Below are 18,953 nucleotides of genomic sequence, written 5' to 3'. Positions count from 1 at the left end.
AAATGAACATTCTCGTTATTATCGGACATCCAGATACCGAGAGCTACTGCTCTGCGTTGGCGCATGCCTATATGAAAGGAGCGAAAGGGAAAGCAGCACAGATTCGCACCATTGATTTGAGCCAAATCGCTTTCGACCCAAATTTGAAGTACGGATATCGGAAAAGAACGGAGCTGGAGGATGACTTAAAAGAGGCGCAGGATCTCATCCGTTGGGCGGATCATCTGGTTATTGTCTATCCGACCTGGTGGGGCACGATGCCCGCTATCTTGAAGGGATTTTTCGATCGTGTCTTACTCCCCGGATTCGCCTATAAATATCGGGAAGGCTCTCCTCTATGGGATAAGCTGTTAACGGGCAAAACCGCGCATCTGATTGTGACCATGGATACTCCGTCTTGGTATAACCGATTGATCTACTGGCAAGCCGGACATCTCGTGATGAAACGCAACATTTTGAAGTTTTGCGGGATTAAGCATGTGAAGGTTACGGAGATCAGTGGGGTGAATGCCTCGGCGGAGGAAAAGCGCAAGAAGTGGCTGGAGAAAGTGAAACAGCTTGGGGAGAGGCTTGCCTAAGCGTACGATGAAAAAGCAGGGACAGAGCGACAGAACAAAAACTCAAGGCTATTTCAGCTTGAGTTTTTCCTGTTGTTTTACTTATCGAGGTGTTTTTGCACACATTCTTAAAACTTCATGCGGCTAAATACGGGGCCATCTTTCAGCAGCGGATAAGCTAGTTTATCCAAATGTGCCACTGTACTGCACCTGCTTCCTAGCCTTTCTCCAGCGTACCTTTCCCGTTGGAATGATTTACCTAGGCAAATAAATCGTGCAAAGTGTATTTATTATGTAGCTGATTGTGAGTATGATAATAGTAAAATTATAAGAAAGAGGCTATCGTATGGATTCTACTTTTTCAGCAAGAAAAGCATCAAAGACGAAAATCTTAGTTATTAACGCACTCTTTATCGCTTTTACTCTCGCAGCCACCATGTTTATCAATTTACGACTCCCGATCATGGGTAACGGCGGCCTCATCCATCTCGGTAACGTGCCTCTTTTAATCGCAGCCTTTGTGTATGGCAGAAAAACAGGAGCTATCGCTGGAGCTTTTGGTATGGGCCTCTTTGACCTTATCTCCGGTTGGACGGCATGGGCGCCGTTTACCTTCGTGATCGTAGGTGCAATGGGCTATGTAGCTGGCCTCATCGCCGAGAAGACGCCTGGCAATCGGGTATTTGTGTACGCACTGGCAGTTGTCGCTGCATTGGTGATTAAGATCGTGGGCTACTACTTTGTTGAGGTTATTCTTTACGGGAACTGGATTCAGCCGTTTGGCTCCATTCCGGGGAATGTTTTGCAGGTGGTTGTAGCAGCGGTTATTGTTATCCCGCTGGTGGGACGCTTGAAGAAGATTGTAGGGCAAGGGTAAAAAAGGAAGGATGGGGCAGAGCTCCATCCTTCCTTTTTACAATAATCATAAGATCGGGAACGCCCCCGATCACAACGATAACCATACCTTGAAAAAGAGCTACTAACGCTATTGTACCAGAAGAAAACTAGGATGGAACTAGAGGGTCAAAGCCCTAGACAAGAATCTATAAGGGCATAGAAAGGATATTCCCAAGCGCTTGGGAATTTAAATTCGGCAACTACCAAGAGAGTACTTTATGCTATTTACTTTAAATCAATACCCCAATTAAGAAGACCAACGATTACAAAAAATAGAAGGATAAATAGCAGTGCTTTTATGTATTTTTCCATCATCTACAGATCCTCCTTTGTTTTGTTATTAACATTACCATATTTGTTACGGGAGGAGTACTTTTGAAGAAATCGGGAGAAAACGAGAGTTTGTATAATTTCTCTCGTTCAACGCATTGCGGTAATATTGCTCATCATCAGCCACAATGCTTGTTGGTTTGGCATTCCGATACAAGCTCGGATAGCGTTTAACTGGTTATAAGTCATGGTAAATTTGGACAGCTAAACTATTCTACACACTCTCAGAGATTATTGGAAAATATTACGCAAAAAGAAATTGTAACAAAAAATTAAAAATCCCATATATTTACATATATTGGCAAAACATGTATATTAAGGTTGTCCAATCAAACTAGTTTTGGATCGGGCGATAAGAAAATAGAAGGAGTGGTTAGAATGAAGAAGTTTATTACTGGTTTCGCAACACTGGCATTATTGACTTCAGCGACACCTGCATTTGCGCAAGAAGGACAGCAGCTTGCACCAGTAGCCAATGTTGCCAGCACCAAAAAGGCGTCTGATAAACAAGCGGTAAAGCCTTTCGCTGAGTTTGTCACCATAAACTTATATTGGAATCAACCACCAACTGCAACAAGATTTGAAGTTATTGTTACAAATATTACAGATGGCTATGTTTTGGAAAAAAGCCGACAAACAGCTACAGACTTTTCGGCTCGCAGCTTAAAAGTTGGAAATTATTACAGTATTATGGTTCGTGCTCTGGACCAGTACGGTAATCAAGTCGGACAATCATGGTATAAAGATTTTGAAGCAAAACAAAATGACAATTGGCGTTTTTGGTTTTAATTTCGTTTATGGTGTAAGTTCAGGCATTGAGATTTCGACTGTCGATTTTTCGACAGTCTTCTTCTTTTTGTTCCTGTCTCCTCGTAGCGTAATGTCCACAAAGGAGTTGGTCTCGTGGAGAACATCCGTCAGATTAGCTGAAACTTGTTCCTGGAGATGTTGCTTTTTTCCCCCTGATATGCATGTAAGGGTTTATCGTCATATTTATGAATAATTCCGCAGCTATGGCCGCGCTTATCTTCATAACCTTATCGTTGTAACATTTATGCCAATGATCCACTCTTTTGTTGAGGTTTAGGTGGCAAGTCGATTCAAGCAAGTTCCTCTTGAGTCATTGGGCTAGTCATACACTCTCTTACCTCTCAGCGTATGACCGTAATCTCTCCTTCTTGCTCTTAAACCAGTGCCATATCTGCTTACAAAACGACTTGATTTGCTCATCGAACTTTTATTCCAACTCTATTAACTTCTGTTTATGTACCTGATTCTTTTTTCAAAAAGAGTCCGGCTCGCCAAGTGACTGACCTCCTTTGATAAGCTGGGCTGTAGCGCGAAGGCATGTTGTCACTGGTTGCGTTGCTCATTTGTTCGTATTGTTCTTTGGTGCGGGGAATTGGGGGACCTCGTTTTTTTGAGTTTTTCTAGTCCGGTACATGCAAAAAAACGGCATCTCTGCCGTTTTTCGTTGCCCCTCTATTCTCCAATCTAGTCCTTTACAGTATTCAGCTCAGCTTCGATCTGGGAGTTTTTCGACGACTCACCCATGCGCCAGTAAACGATGAGGCTTATGGCAATACAAGCTGCTACATAGTAATAGAACAGAGACTCGTTCCCGATGCTTTTGAACCATAGCGCGATGAACTCCGCTGTACCACCAAAAATCGCGACGGTCACCCCGTATGGAAAGCCTACGCCCAGAGCGCGAATCGCGGTAGGAAACATCTCGGCTTTCACGATCGCGTTAATGGACGTATAGCCGGTAACAATGATAAGTCCCGATAGCATTAACAAGAAAGCGGCATAAGGGCTAGTCGTTTGTTCCAGGAGCATAAACATCGGTACAGTCCACAATGTTCCAAGAATACCGAAGCCAATCAACAGCGGACGCCGTCCAATTCGGTCGGACAGCATACCAGCAAGCGGCTGCAAGACGACGAATACGAGCAATGCGGTAAAGTTAATCCAGCTGACTACATCTTTCGGCATCCCTACCGTAATCACCATGAATTTTTGCAAATAGGTCGTGTAGGTGTTAAAGGCAATGGTTCCCCCGAGTGTAAGGCCGACGACTGCCAGCACCGCCTTTGGATGCTTCATCAGCTCTCGAAGCGTACCCGCCTTCTCCTTGTTTTTCGACTCCATTTTGGTATACTGCTCTGATTCGTCCATACTGCGGCGAAGCCACAACACGGCTACTGCACCAAATGCTCCGATGATGAAAGGAATTCTCCAGCCCCATGCCATCATCGCTTCTTCCGTAAGCATTTGCTGCAGGATAATTTGCACACCCAGTGCCAGCAATTGTCCACTGATTAGCGTGACGTACTGAAAGCTAGAATAGAACCCTCGGCGACCACTCGAAGCCATCTCGGACAGGTACGTGGCAGATGTTCCGTATTCCCCGCCAAGCGAAAGACCTTGGAGCAGGCGGGCAAGAACGAGAATAATAGGTGCAAACACGCCGATGGTTTCATAGCTTGGTGTTACGGCAATCACCAGAGAACCACCTGCCATGATGGTAACAGACAGCGTCAGCGCGGCACGGCGCCCATGACGGTCAGCGTATCGACCCAGGAGCAAGCTCCCAATCGGTCTCATTAAAAATCCGATAGCAAAAACAGCGGCCGTATTCAGCAACTGGCTGGTAGGGTCTCCTTTTGGAAAAAACTGAGACGAGAAATACACCGCAAAAGCTGCATAGACATACCAGTCATACCATTCAATCAGGTTCCCCAGTGAACCTTTAAAGATGTTGCTTGTGATGCGCCGCGTATTTTCACGATCACTCGTTGGCTTCATTGCTGCCCCCTCCTTATGTTTGACCCGAATCCATTCGCAATTGGGATCGTTTAACCGCTTACAAAAGAAACAATCCATTTGAAAGGGGTTACATATTTACCCGGATGGATTCTCGAAGAACTGTTTTCATTCTAAGTTGTTTGTTTTGCTAGAATCTATTGAATACTTCCAGATGTGCAAAAACAGCATCTGAGCTGCCGAAAAACCCAGTTGAGTTACATTGATTTTTCGCTCGGATCGGGCTACCCTTTTCCATAGGGAGGCGGCTGTTATGACAATCACTATGCTACTGGGACTGCTTGAAAACATCTCTGTAATTGCAGTCATCGCCCTTATCATCGGCCAACTAGATTACTTTCGGAACATTGTGTACGGGAAAAACAACTGGATGCGGATCGTAATCCTCTCTACGCTGTTTGGGTTCCTGTCGGTAATCGGAACGGAGAATGGGCTACGGGTCAATGACGCACTCGCCAATACGCGCATTGTCGGTGCCGTCGCGGGCGGGTTGATCGGAGGGCCAGTTGTTGGATTTTTTGCCGGCCTTATCGGAGGCATTCATCGCTATTCGCTAGGTGGATTTACCGCATTCGCCTGTGCCATCTCAACCGTATTGAACGGCTACTTGGCCGGAATCGTAAGTACGAAAATGAATATGCTGCGTCTGAAATGGCAGCATATCGTACTGATTGGCATTACAGCCGAGCTTATTCAAAAAGTGTTGGTGCTTATCATGGCCAAGCCTTTTTCTGCGGCACTCGAACTGGAAGTAAAAATCGCGATCCCGACCACGATTATGACCATTGCGGGACTGCTGCTTTTCACGCGCGTTTTCCAAAATCTCAAAATGATGCAAGACCAGTCCGGCGCATTGGGGGCAAACCTGGCCTTGTCGATTGCAAGCCAGACGTTGCCTCATCTGCGGACGGGGCTAAATGAATATTCTGCGAAAAAAACCGCTGAACTGATCTGTGAAATGGCCAGGGTGGATGCAGTTGCCATTACCGACCGCGAAAAGCTGCTCAGCGCAAAAGGCCATGAACTGGAGAATCATGTGCAGAAAGAGACGCTGTGCGCACGAGTAGCGGAGGCTGTTTTGACCCACCCTACTGGGGTATGGTGCGACAAAGATTTTGCTCTTCCGCGTCCGCCTCGCCTAAAATCGATCAGCGCCGCATCGTTGTACCATCAAAACCAGAAAATCGGGACGCTGCAATTCTACTATAAAACCTCTTCCTCCAAGACGTCCCAGATCAACGAGAAGCTAGTGGACGGCCTGGCCAAGCTGCTGTCTGTCCAGATTGAACTGGCGGAGATCGAGCATCAAGCGAAAATGCGGAAGCAGGCTGAAGTGAGCGCCCTGCAAGCACAAATCAACCCGCATTTTTTGTTCAATACCTTGGGGACGATTATGTCTTATTGTCGTACAGACCCTGATCAGGCGAGAAGCTTGATCGGTCATTTAAGTGACATCTTCAGGCGCAATTTGAAAAGCAAGGGAAATCATCACAGCCTGCGGGAAGAACTGGACGGAATCAAATCGTATTTAGAAATTGAGAAGGTCAGATTCAGCAACCGATTAAAGGTGAACATGGAGATCGACGAATCTCTGCTGGAGAGCAAATTGCCTGTCCTGACTTTGCAGCCGATCGTGGAAAATGCCATTCACCATGGACTTTCTCCAAAAGTTAGCGACTGTCTGCTCACGATTCGAGTGGAACCGTACGACCATGAAGTGAAAATCAGCATTGAAGACAATGGAGTCGGAATCAGTGAAGAACGCTTGGCCGAAATCTGGAACAGCCAAATGAAAGGCATCGGCCTTGTCAATGTCCATTCACGACTGCAATCTATTTATGGCAAAAAATATGGCCTCACGATTCAAAGCAAGCCTGGTTTGGGAACAGTCGTATCCTTTGTCGCTCCGTTATCCGCATTTGAAAAGGAAGTGCATCCAGATGCTCCTGAAAACGATCATCATTGATGACGAGCCAGCAATTTGTTCCGAATTGGAATATTTGCTGAAAAAATATATTGATATCCAGGTGGACGCCATCTATACCAATCCCTTGGAAGCATTGCCTCATATCATCAATTCCGAGCCTGATTTGCTTATGCTCGATATTCAGATGCCCGGAATGAATGGTCTTGAATTTGCCAAAACATTGAATCAGATGTCCAATCCCCCCTTGATCGTTTTTTCGACTGCCTATCATGAACACGCTCTGGAGGCTTTTTCCACGCTGGCTGTGGGATATTTGACCAAACCGATCATGGAATCGAAATTGGACGACGTGATCCAAAAAGTGAGGACACTGAGGAACCGTTCGGCCATGAAAGACCGCACCCCGACAGTTCCCCCGCTGGAAGAGCATGTCTGCATCCGCAAGACCAACAAGATCATCCCGATCCCTGTAGGTCAGATTTACTTTGCGTTTGTGCGGGAGAGAGATTTATATATTGCGACAAAAGAGAGCATCGACAAGTGTGATTTGTCCTTAAATGAGCTGGAGGAGATTTTGAACCGGTCCCGCTCTTTCTTTAGAAGTCATCGGAACTATATTTTGAACGTGAAGCAGATTAAAGAAATCATTCCTTGGTTTAATAATACGTATTTGATTAAGATGAATGATGACAGTCAGACGGATATTCCTGTTAGCAGGGGGAAGATGAAAGCGTTTCGGGGTTTGATGAATTTGTGAGTTTGGGGGACCGTGTTTCTCGCATTGCATACCTCAACTCCCATACTTTTGTATGGAGAACTGCTAATAATGATCTTTTACAGTAAACTTAAACAAAAAACTGCACCTCCAACTGTTAGATGTGTCTAACACTTGGGGTGCAGTTCAGCTTGCAGCCTAGGTATTTTTTCAAAGTCTACCAAATGGATTTTTTATGTTGTTACTTTGCATCCATTTTTTCTTGCTTTGAATAAGCTGATTGAGCTTATCATTTTCTGTACCATAAATTTCACGCTGCCACTTTTGGGTTTCTTGCAAATCATTAAAGGTCAGATATGGATAATCTGGCCTTCCTAGCGTACCATTTGGAAAATACGCATAATGTAAATCACTGCTTTCTGTAATCCATTTCCCTCCTATATTTTCTATACCGTACAATAATTTTTCGGCAAGGACTTTATAATTTTCATTATGAAAATGGTTGTACATTTTATACAAGTAATTAATCTCTGCTAATTGGTGATTTAGAGAAACATGAGTTGGCCAATTTCCGTTTGGGTGGGCATAGTCTTCTACAAGCCAACCAACTTTACCACCTAATACATTAAAATGATTTTTTTCTGCGTGATTACTGAAATAATCGGCGAATCTTTGTGTTGCTTTACAAAATTTCTCTTCTTGATATTTTTTACATCCTTCTAATAACAGGTCAGCTTGCCCTATATTAAACCTGGTATCGAAAAAACCGTCTTGGATCCCATAATCGTTTTGGAGCCAAGTAGAGGCCGGCAAGGATTTCCAATACCCTTCCGCTTCCTGATTCTTCAATGCTGTTTCCAACATTACATATCCCATATCTTCGGCAATTCTACTTTCTCCGGTGTATATGAATGATTTTAAGATGTAATTCTCTGGAATCCTCCAAAATGAATTCTTATTATATGGTAAATATGTCGAAGGAGATTTGACATAATAACCATCATAGGACCATTTCCCTTTTCTATTTAAATCTAAAGTCAGCCAGATGTCTGACATCCGTCCATAATCCCAACGAACAAGTTTATCATTAGATTCGAGTGCCCAAATTTCACTAATTAACCCTTGATAAACTGGTAAGGTAATCTCTAATAAGTATCCTTCTTCATCTTTTATTACTTGTATCTGTTCTTGCAGATCAAATTTTTCTTCAATCGTGCCTTTTCCCAAATTTGCATACACATTTGGCATGCTGATCCAAATGTTTCTATTTTCGGTTTCAATGAAACCTGTTGACAATGGCAAAAACTGAACGTCATTTAGTTTTATTATCTTCCAGACACTTTTCTCAAATTTATTATCTTGATATTCGTTATATCTAAACACCGCATTATTACCAGGAACTCTTAAATGGAAAACATATGGGGAAGAATCCTTGTGTGCTTCGATTCTTTTTATCCAATACAAGTCATTATTCCTGAATTGATATTTCTGTTCCACAACTGTTCCAAATTCAAAAGTGGATTCATTTGACTGCAATATTGGTTTTTCCGTACTTTCGTTGTTCATGTAGAGTAGTAGTATAAAGATAAAAAGAACAAACGCAGTACCAATTATTAGTGGCTTTTTTCTCATAATATCCTCTTTAGATAATTTCATTTTATTTATTTTGAAAATCACTATGCCATAATGTGGTATTTTTGAAAATCCTTATCTTAGACGTTTAAGAATTGTATTTTGTTTCTCTTTTTTTAAATTTTTTAGTGATATTCAAAAATGTCTGCATCGCGCGGCGCTATGTACACCGAATACTTCGTATGTTTTTGAGAGAGCTGTCGGACGAGCCATTAAAATGGAGAACTTTCATTGGAGCCTGCAGTAACTATGGGGATACGTTGAGAGATGGTTGATGAAGAGGAAACACTTTTCATTGAGGTTCGTGAATCAGTAGCAAAAGCTGCACGTCAGGTTATATCGTCAAGGACGATAAGAAAAAAAATCCCGACGCTCCATCGCTGTTCCTCCCGAGGTTGTTCCACTGATCCAGAAGCTGACTAATGCGGTAAAGAAAAATAAGTTATACTCGGTACCGGTTTGCAGGAAAACGACAAAATGCTGCTCTTTGGACAAGACAACGGCCTACCCACTTACCCTGACTCTCCACTTAACTGGTTTAGTATATTTCTCAAGCGGCATGGACTCAATCACAAAAACGTGATCTCTTCACGGATTGCGTCACAGTTATGCAACATATCTACTTTTCAAAGTTTACTAGCTAACAGAGATCCAGGAGCTACTTGGTCACTCCAATATCCGGATCACAGGGGAACTGTATACTCACTTCCTTGCCAGAAAATGAACAAAAGAGCTACAGTCGTGTTCAGCGGGTTGAAGAAAGGTGAAAAAATCCGTCCCCAATCCTCTGTATTGGCTACCTTCCCCAAGAATGACGAAAACCCCTGATTTATCAAGGGTTTTAATGTCTTTCATATGGTGGAGCATAGCGGGATTTAACCGCTGACCTCTACACTGCCAGTGTAGCGCTCTCCCGAAATAGGCAGTCTCACTACTACCCAAGACGCCACGAAACCACGATCTATGAGCATTAATGAGTTACTTATTTTCATACTTTATCGGATTCATCTCTAAATTTAATCAAACTATCTTCAAGTTTCTCCAGTAGTCTCTTTTTTATATTTACATTAACTATTAAATTGTCCAAAATAAAATTGGAAATCCGCTTAAAAAAACCTACACATATTGCTATGAATAATATCCCTAGAGCCAAAAAAACAATAAGGAGTAAGGTTTCTTCAGCATTATTGCTTGCTATCTTTTTAAACAATAAAATTACATACTGAGACCAAATTGGCACAAAAAGTGCAATAAATATACCTGGAGCTACTAATGGAGGTAACTTGCTTCGTTCAATATCTTTATCAATATACTTTATTAGTAGTTCGAGTTTATCACTAGTATATAGACCCTTTTCCTTTAGATAATCGACGAAGATTTGATCTTGTATCCTGTTAAACTCTTCCGTTCTCCACATACCTTTCTTTGGCCTAATTGAATATCTTCTCCGCACCACATCTTTTGCCTTTAAATCGAGTATGCTTACAGTTATTATAGTAACGGCTAATGTAGCCAAGAATAGTACAACTATAGAAGAAAAAATCCAGATACTGATAAAAACAAGTGGAACTGTTATTATTGCTAAATACCCTGTTAATATTAGTAAAATCAGCATAATGGCACTAAATGTATATGTTATTTTAAAATGTCTAAAGACCAATGCATAAGCTGATACATTATCTTTATAATATTTAATGAGTTCTTCTACCATTCTTATAACAATCTCCTGTTTTGCTTATTAATATTTACGAATTTATTTAGTTGACCTAGACTTCTTCTATATAGGTCTTTCTAGTACTACTCACTTCTTTTTCCTATTTCAATTTTTCTTTCGTCTTCTCGGAAGTGCGGAAACTCCGTTCCCTAATCCGTTACCACCCAACAAAATATTATCATCCCCAACCTCAGGCCAATATTCCTCTCTAACATCATGCAAATTAATCCGTATAAATGCTTCATCGCTCAAGTTACTTCCACAGTATTGAGTTAACTCTTCAAGTCCCTCATATTTTTCCACATCAGAAACAATAAAACCAATTGGGAAATACTTCATTATACTAAAAATTCCAATGCCTCTTTTGAAATCCTCCCAAGATCCCCTGTATTTTGGCATCCCCACATCTCTTATTATTTTTATACTTGAATAGGGGTAAATCCAATAAAAAATTCTTAGCCCTTCAGGAGATATTAGCGAATCATCTAACACATATTTTCTAAATCGGTCATCAAATTTACTTTCTCCGTACTCTCCAGATGCTGAAAGCATATGGCCAATAACAGCCTTTGCTAAGAGCCCGGGCCTGGTTTTAACTCTTATAATACCTTTAGGTAATTGAATGGATGTTTTTACCATTAACATAATGTCAGTCGTAAATTCATTCAAAACAGTATCAAACCTTGAACCAAGTAGTCCGTTATTACAGCTTCCACAAATACTCCTATACTTTACACCGTTTTGTGAAAATGTATAACTCTTTTTTGCTCCGCCAGTTAAATATTGAATAATAGATTCTTGCTCTACTTCTGTAACTTTATATCCTCCTTGTGGTGGAACGTGATCCCATGTTAGTTGAGCTATCTGACTACATATATTACATCTATCTATTTTTTCTCTTTTGAATTTTAAGTAATGCATTAATATCAGACTCCTTCAGCCTTTATTAATATCAATTTTTAAAAGAAACGATATTAAACCTGATAAAGTTTTTTCATTTCATATATGGAAAATGGTAAACCTTTTGATCAAAAATTGAGACTTAACAACTACTTTCGATTGAACTGTTAAAATAGAGATGTTCCTCCAAAAATTATAATTAAATTAATTAAAGCACTATTAATTAAGGCTGGTGAAAAGATGAAAGTAAATCCAAGAGATCCTATAGTAAAATTTGCAATACTTGAGGCTCACAATTTTGTTTGCTTCTATACTAAAGAAAGATTGAATTTATTAAATTGTACCATAGACCATATCATACCTCAGTCATTCGAGAATAAATCTGACATCTTATTGAAGTATATCAAAAATTATACTGGGGAGTTTGATATTAATAATCTTGATAATTTAGTCCCGTCTAGTTTTGATGCTAATACTGCCAAAGGAGATAAAGAATATGATGTTAATACAGTGTTGCACTATATAGAACAAGCAAAATCTAAAGTTCAAAAAATTTCAAAACGCATAGAACAACTTAAAACGTATAAAAACATTGAAAGATCTCTTGCCATTATTAGCAACCATGTGATTTCTTCTACTAATCCCAGAGAAGAAATATCAAAGTTAATTGAGTTTATTAATAATGAAAGAGATAGCTTTGAAGAAAAGCATTTCGTCTCAGATGATCATTTTGTACTCAGCCTGCCTTCAGTAAGTTTAGATGCTTATTTACCTAGATCATTTAAGGAACAAGGTTGTTGTTTGCTGATGTTTCGCAGTCTATTTTTGAGTGACTGTATGATTACATTAAATCACCATCAAATTATTCAACAACTTTTTAAAGGTCTTAACACTAAACCACAATTGGGTAAAAGAGGCTTTATCCCATTTATAAATCAGTACTCCCCGAATATTTATTATGTTCAAATAGGAAATAATCGGTTTACATTATTAGAAAATGAAGTTGAGGAATTGTGTCAAATAGTCGATGAATTTTCTAACGTATACATTAATAAATTTAAGTCTCTAGAGAAACAATACGAAACTTGCAACTTCAATAAAATTAACCCAATAAATTTCTCTGTTAACATGTTTGAAATGAATCGACATCTTTGGAATTTGCTTGTTCAATTTTCATGGGAATTCGATTATGCTAAAGGTAATACAGAGTGGCATATTTTTAATGCAACAAACGGCACTATTGTTATTTATCCAAATAATACAATACTATCACGTTTTTATCCCGTTCATTCTGAAAATAACGTATATAGTTCTTTTATGCACTTAGATGAATCGGTTTGTATTGTTTGGGAACCAATAGAACAGCCAGATTTAATAAATATGAAAACTGCTTGGGGGGCTAAAGAGGCTTACTTATGGATGACGAAAAAGTTTATTCCTTATGTAATTTATTACACTGAGATCGTAAAAAAAAAGAAATCGTTTAAGAGAACTATTACATATGCCGAATTTCAAAATCAATTTGATATAAATCAATACATCAATTTCTCAAGTTTCGCTCATTTTGAACATAGTTTAGGGACAATAACTAACCTTTCTGAATTAAATAGTTTAGTTGGAAATTTACAAGTCTTTTTCACTAGTAATCAAAACATTTATATATCTCCTATCGAAGCAAAAAAAACTTACGAAGCCCTTTCCTTATTAGTTCTCCATACATTATTACCTGATTATGCATATGATTATATAGGAGGGAAATTATCTTGTGATAAAATTCGAACTCAATCAGGCATACTTCAATTTCTCAAGCATAAGATAAACACCATTGATCAACATGAATATAATGAAATCACTATTGATTTAATATGTAGATGCATTCTTGAGGTCATTAGGTATACTATAAGACAGCCGTCTCTAGCCATAAATCAAGCTATTTTAGATGAGCTAAAGAGTTTATTATTTCCAATTTGGAAAAAGTATGAAGTTGAGAAATATATTATTCGAATGGCAAATTGATTTTAACAGAAGGAGGGTATGATTTAAGTAGAATCACACCCTCTTTATATAATCTTTTTAATGGAGCCCTTCTTAAAAAATCAACCATAAAAGTATGTCGAATTGGATTCATGGACAGGCGTAGTGTAGTTATTTCTCCAGGATATCCTTGTCCCTTGATTTCATCTAACAGCACCATCGCTTACAGACATACTTTTCTTTTAACGAATATAAGTTTTGAAAGGGGGTAAATACATCCGATTGCAGATTTTCCTTAGTAGGTTGTTGCCTCTGCTTTTTTCAGTCAGTTACGGATTGTCTTTAGATCTCTCCCCAACTCCGTTGGAAATTTGTGTGATTGTCATTCCTTTCTGGCCCATATCCTTATTCACAAATAAACTCCCCTTTCAGGACTCTCAACTATCACCCATGCCGGACGCACACAAGATTGCCAATTTACATAATTGACTACGTAGTATGCATAATACTTTTGAACAGTTTATTTTAGTTACGATTTGATTGAAGTGTTGGCTGCGGTTGGAACAGTAGCTTTAGATCGACTGGATAAAAAAACAGGAATATTGTTTTAGAACTACCCGTTTAAGATTATTATTCTTTTAATCATTTCGAGAGATTTTTCGATCCCATCTTTTTCTTCATTTTTTATTGATTCAAGCATTTCAATTATATCATTGTCGTCCAAAGGAATGATTAAACCCCTATCATCTTTAAAGGTGTCTGAGCATCTCTGATAAAGTAACTTCTTATCTACTATAGTTCTGCACATTAATATTCCAAATTTACCTTTATTAAAGGCAAATCTCCCAGACAACTGATCCAATTCCGGATTTGCGATATCTTTTCCATAATTTTTACATTCAATAAAAACATAAGGACAAAAAATCTTATTTATGTCTTGTAGCCTATAAAAGAAGCCGCTACAAGAAATATTGTTCATCACAATATCTACTCGTTTTCTTCCCTGATGAAGTTTTTCTTCAATAGTTGGGTTGTTAAGATGAGGATAAAAAAGTATTTCCAATACTGATCTGATAAATTTGTGATACTCTGAAGCATGTTTTGTGCCAATTGGGATACTCTTAAGATTCATTACTAACGCATCAATAATTTTATTTATATCCTCATGCCCTGTAAATTGCATTATTTCATCGTTTGACAGAGACTTCACTGTCCCTGTTCGTGTTTTTCTGAACCTCTCAAAAAGCTCTGGCTTATTTTGAGTGTACTGTCTTAAAAAATCTTTTCTACTTTCAAACTCACCATCGGCAATTTGTTTACTAATTGCTTTGTCGACATCTTTCTTTGGAAGAAAATACTTTTCTTTTCCGTTTTTGTATTTCTTAAATTTTACCAGAGCACTTCTTCGTCTTAACTGTTCATCACGCTCTTCGCTTATAACAAAGTGCCAGCCATACTTCTGGGCGTTATACTCGGAGATATAAGACACGATCGCTTTTGGAACTAATACTAACTCACGTCCTTTATAGAAAAGCAATTCATCTTGGCAAGTAACCCAATCTTCTTCAATAGGATCCCAGTAAGGTAAAGACTCGTTTATTGTTAAAGGGATACCCCATATTTTACATTGTTCTTTTGTATAATCTATCAAGTGCTTCCTGATAATATTTGTGGTCATATCAGAAAGTTTATCTTTATCTACATCATCAACGAATACAATAATATCTTCAATATTTTGAACAACACCCGTTTCAATTGCTTTACTTCTAATAATCTCCTTTATTATTCCAGTTGCATTTTCTTCACCTACTCCCCTACCGTTATCAGTACCTGTACGGCTGATACCTAGGCAAGTCTCTTTAGGCTCTGACATAAATTGAAACAGTTCAATTGCTTTAGCATGCTCATCATTTCGAATATGTTCTGCTATTTTTGAGAAAAAACTTTTTATTGTTCGATCTACCTCTATAGACCATGGATCAGTTCTAGTTGAAATTAAGTATGGATCTATGTACAATGGGTAATCTTTTTTTAGATTGATATCCACAAAATCAAGCTGAACTTGTTGTACTCCAAGATTGAAAATTTCGCTAATTTTCATTGACTACCCTCCATTTTATTTACATAATCACCTAACGTTATATGTGATATAATTATCGCACTTTAGGCTTAGTATTTTAGACTTAGTATATCATGGTAGTTTAAATAGTAACGAAATTAAATCAACAAATTCCGACAACTAATATTCATCATATGTACCTTATCGCTATCTTTCCCTTACTACTGTAATATGGAGCATTGCCTGTAAGCGCCTCAAAAAGAGCACTGACTGTCAAGTTTCTTCCAAATTTTTATAGTGGAATGTAACTAAGGGATTGAACCCTGACATAGTATTGGAATATGGATCCAGACACTACTTTCTTACTAGCAACTCAAAGCACTCCACATCTGTTATTTAATTCAGAAACATAACTTCAAAACAAAAAAACGGCATCTCTGCCGTTTCCGTAGTTACTTATATGGTGGACCCTATCGGGATCGAACCGACGACCTCTACACTGCCAGTGTAGCGCTCTCCCAGCTGAGCTAAGGGCCCATATGTATAGTACTTCCAGCGTTTACCGCCTCAGTGAAATCAGTATAGCATACGCCCGCCGTACACTGCAAGCGAAAAAAACTGATAAATCCCCGTCCCTACTGAAAAAAACCTCGAAAAAAGCCAACCGATCCCACCCGGTTGGCTTTCCTCTTTTCCCCATCAACCCACTATCTCACCGTCACCACAATCGGTGTCTTCTTTCCACCATACTGCACATAAATCGTCGCTTTACCCGACCCTGTCGCCTTGATCACGCCGTCTTTCACATCGGCTACCAACAAGCGAGAAGTGGTCCAGAGAGCTGGCTTGGAGACATCTTGCTCAGAGCCATCCATGTACGTCGCGATCGCTTTCACTTGCTTTGTTTCACCTTTGCTCATCACGAGCTGAACGACATCTGTCTTCAAGTATTTCAACGTATCAACATCTACTGGGATGGACACGCTCTTGTCGTTGTACTTCGCTGTAATCGTAGCTTTTCCGTAGGCACGTCCTGAAACGAGGCCTTTGGTTACGTCAGCTACCTTGTAGTTGCTCGTTTTCCAGTCAGCCAGATTGGTCACATCCATAGTGCGGCCATCGGAGAAGGTAGCGGTCAAGCTTACTTGTACGTTGCTGTTCGACTTCGTCGATACAAAGCGCTTGTTTGCTTCCAGCTTGCTCACGATTCCGACTTCTACCGGGATGCTGATCGATTTGCCGCCGTATTTCGCGGTGATCGTAGCACGTCCGTTTGAGAGACCTGTTACGCGGCCGTTTACCACATCCGCTACTTTCAGCGAGGACGAGGACCATTCTGCATCGTTGGTCACATTGTCCGAATTACCAGCGGAGTCTGTTGCGCTCAGCTTGATGTCTTTTGATTCATTGACGTTCAGGATCAGCATACGAGGATCAACAGAGAGATTGGTCGCTTGGTCTACTTCTACTGCAATGGTAACCGACTTGCCATCAAAGGTACCTGTTACGGTCGTTTTCCCTGCTCCTGTCGCCGTGATCTTTCCGTTCATTACTTCTGCTACAGCAGCAGAAGCTGTGCTCCATGTCGCTGTATCTGTTACATCCTTGGTCGTTCCATCTGCGTAAGCTGCTGTCAGCTTAACGGTTTCGGACTTGCCATTGCCTAGCACGATCTTTTTCTTGTCTACCGTCAATGTCTGCATGACGCCAACGGATACGGAAATGTTTACTGTTCGTGTTCCGTATGTTGCTGTTACAGTCGCTGCACCTGTGGACACACCTGTGATCAAGCCTTGACGCACGCTTGCTACGTTAGGTGCACTCGATGACCATACGACTTTTTGTGTGACATCTTCGGCAGAGCTTCCATCTGGATACGAAGCCTTTACCGTCACTTGCTTCGCGCCACCCACCGGGATTGCTACTGTCGTGATATCTGCGGTCAAGTTTTGTGGTACATCTACATCGACAACCAGTGTCGCTGTTTTCCCACCGTATTTAGCCGTTACATTCGCCGTTCCAGCCTTGTAGGCGGATACGGTCTTGCCGCTTGCAAATACGACATCTGCATTGTCCGAAGACCACTCAACTTTTGAAGTGATGTCTTCACTCGTACCATTTGCGAAGGACGCGTTTACAATTACGTCTTTCGTTGATCCGCTTTTCATCGTCAAATAAGCAGGAACGATATACAAGGAACGAGGTACTTCTACATCTACACGTACCTGAACGGATTTGTTTCCGTATTTCGCAGTAATCACCGCTTCACCGGACTTCACCGCATGGATTTTTCCGTTGCTGTAGTAAGCAACATCCTCGCGATCGGAGGACCATTCGGCCTTATCGTTCACTACTGTGGAACCGCCGTTATTGGCATAGGTTGCCTTCAGCTCGATGTCTTCTTCCTTGCCTACATTCATGAAAATGTTTTGCTTGTTGAGTTCCAGCTTTTGCGTTGTATCCACATCGACTTTGATCGTCGCTGTTTTTGTTCCATACTTCGCCGTAATGGTTGCTGTACCTGCACCATAAGCCTTGATCGTGCCTTTGAGCGCATCGGCTACAGCGGTATTGTCTGAAGACCAATCAGCCTTGTCAGATACATCTTCCGTTACGCTTCCATCCGGGAAAATGGCCTTGAGCTTGATTTTTTCTTCGCCGTTCAGCAAAAGTGACACCTGGTTTTTGCTAGGCTCCAGTCTGTGGGCGATCTCGACGTTTACAGAGATCGTTGTCGACTGGCTTCCGAATTTTGCTGTCACAGTACCTGATCCTGAATTCAGACCTTTGATTGCACCGTTGACTACTGTCGCAATCGCAGGATTATCGATGGACCAGTCTGCTTTAGTCGTTACGTCTTCTGTTGTCCCATCGCTGTATACAGCTGTCAGCTTTACGTTTGCCGTGCTGCCGATCCGTACGTTCAACGTTTGATCTTCTGTTGTCAGTGCCTTTACCTTTTTGGTAACATTCACACCCACTACCACAGGCTTACCCATGTAAGTAGCGGTAATGGTAGATTTCCCTACCGATTTGGCTGTGATCTGTCCGGCATAAACAGAAGCGATATTGGCATCCTGTGTCGTCCATTCTGTCTTGACGGTGACGTCTTCCGTTTTTCCGCTCACATAAATAGCGGTAGCCGTCAGGTTGGTAGAATCTCCATTTTCCAATGTTACCTCGTTCTTGGACAGAACGAGTCGGCTGATTTCATCGGCAGCCAATCCTACCCCTGCGTTTCCTGTCCCCACTAATAGCAGGACGGCCAGAAACAAGAGCATCGTTTTTTTCCAGAACATTGCTAGCCTCCCTCGCAAGTATGAAATTTGCTGTTCTTCGAAACCATTCCACCATTAGTATATCGGCAAAGTGCAAGGAACAATTTACTAGTTTTTCGTGTCAGGCGTGTGTCAAGGTTTGTA

12 protein-coding genes and 1 tRNA gene are annotated in these 18,953 nt (G+C 40.6%); 6 read left to right on the top strand and 7 right to left on the bottom strand.

Annotated elements, in window-relative coordinates:
• Positions 1–2 precede the first annotated feature (2 nt).
• The 3 genes from C7R91_RS24350 (at position 3) to C7R91_RS24340 (ending at position 2,573) form a co-directional block, all read left to right on the top strand.
• On the top strand, positions 3–578 hold the full coding sequence (locus tag C7R91_RS24350; protein WP_083995103.1) for an NAD(P)H-dependent oxidoreductase: 576 nt from the start codon (positions 3–5) through the stop codon (positions 576–578).
• 325 nt (positions 579–903) lie between these two features.
• The gene (locus C7R91_RS24345) at positions 904–1,434 is read left to right on the top strand and encodes an ECF transporter S component (RefSeq protein ID WP_047070651.1); all 531 of its coding nucleotides are present in this window, start codon (positions 904–906) and stop codon (positions 1,432–1,434) included.
• A gap of 728 nt (positions 1,435–2,162) precedes the next feature.
• Positions 2,163–2,573, top strand: coding sequence for a hypothetical protein (locus tag C7R91_RS24340; RefSeq protein ID WP_052773410.1), 411 nt, complete (start codon positions 2,163–2,165; stop codon positions 2,571–2,573).
• A gap of 705 nt (positions 2,574–3,278) precedes the next feature.
• Here C7R91_RS24340 and C7R91_RS24335 read toward each other — a convergent pair.
• On the bottom strand, positions 3,279–4,592 hold the full coding sequence (locus C7R91_RS24335; RefSeq protein WP_047070650.1) for an MFS transporter: 1,314 nt from the start codon (positions 4,590–4,592) through the stop codon (positions 3,279–3,281).
• 271 nt (positions 4,593–4,863) lie between these two features.
• On the opposite strand from C7R91_RS24335, the gene C7R91_RS24330 reads away from it, so the two are divergent.
• Both C7R91_RS24330 and C7R91_RS24325 read left to right on the top strand, forming a co-directional pair.
• Entirely contained in the window at positions 4,864–6,576 is a 1,713-nt protein-coding gene (locus tag C7R91_RS24330; RefSeq protein ID WP_047070649.1) for a LytS/YhcK type 5TM receptor domain-containing protein, read from the top strand.
• Positions 6,551–7,294: a LytR/AlgR family response regulator transcription factor gene (locus C7R91_RS24325; RefSeq protein ID WP_047070648.1), complete on the top strand. Its 744-nt coding sequence runs from the start codon at positions 6,551–6,553 to the stop codon at positions 7,292–7,294. The genes C7R91_RS24330 and C7R91_RS24325 overlap by 26 nt, the downstream gene beginning before the upstream one ends.
• Before the next feature lie 168 nt (positions 7,295–7,462).
• On the opposite strand, the gene C7R91_RS24320 is transcribed toward C7R91_RS24325, so the two are convergent.
• From C7R91_RS24320 to C7R91_RS24305, 3 genes are all read right to left on the bottom strand, one after another.
• Positions 7,463–8,884, bottom strand: coding sequence for a hypothetical protein (locus C7R91_RS24320; protein WP_052773409.1), 1,422 nt, complete (start codon positions 8,882–8,884; stop codon positions 7,463–7,465).
• 988 nt (positions 8,885–9,872) lie between these two features.
• The gene (locus tag C7R91_RS24310; protein ID WP_047070647.1) at positions 9,873–10,595 is read right to left on the bottom strand and encodes a hypothetical protein; all 723 of its coding nucleotides are present in this window, start codon (positions 10,593–10,595) and stop codon (positions 9,873–9,875) included.
• 108 nt (positions 10,596–10,703) lie between these two features.
• Positions 10,704–11,519 carry a hypothetical protein gene (locus C7R91_RS24305; RefSeq protein ID WP_106784860.1) on the bottom strand — a complete coding sequence of 272 codons (816 nt, stop codon included), beginning with the start codon at positions 11,517–11,519 and terminating at the stop codon, positions 10,704–10,706.
• Between the two features lie 219 nt (positions 11,520–11,738).
• On the opposite strand from C7R91_RS24305, the gene C7R91_RS24300 reads away from it, so the two are divergent.
• On the top strand, positions 11,739–13,514 hold the full coding sequence (locus C7R91_RS24300) for an HNH endonuclease (protein WP_047070646.1): 1,776 nt from the start codon (positions 11,739–11,741) through the stop codon (positions 13,512–13,514).
• Between the two features lie 571 nt (positions 13,515–14,085).
• Here C7R91_RS24300 and C7R91_RS24295 read toward each other — a convergent pair.
• The 3 genes from C7R91_RS24295 to C7R91_RS24285 form a co-directional block, all read right to left on the bottom strand.
• Positions 14,086–15,573 (bottom strand): DUF8370 family protein, encoded by a 1,488-nt coding sequence (locus C7R91_RS24295; protein WP_047070645.1) that lies wholly within the window; start codon positions 15,571–15,573, stop codon positions 14,086–14,088.
• Between the two features lie 419 nt (positions 15,574–15,992).
• A tRNA-Ala gene (locus tag C7R91_RS24290) sits at positions 15,993–16,068 on the bottom strand.
• Positions 16,069–16,238: 170 nt separating this feature from the next.
• Positions 16,239–18,830 (bottom strand): Ig-like domain-containing protein, encoded by a 2,592-nt coding sequence (locus C7R91_RS24285; protein ID WP_047070644.1) that lies wholly within the window; start codon positions 18,828–18,830, stop codon positions 16,239–16,241.
• Positions 18,831–18,953: the final 123 nt, after the last annotated feature.

It is taken from the genome of Brevibacillus formosus (genome assembly GCF_003013405.1).
Taxonomy (GTDB): domain Bacteria; phylum Bacillota; class Bacilli; order Brevibacillales; family Brevibacillaceae; genus Brevibacillus; species Brevibacillus formosus.
This window is presented reverse-complemented; position numbering and strand designations above follow the sequence as displayed.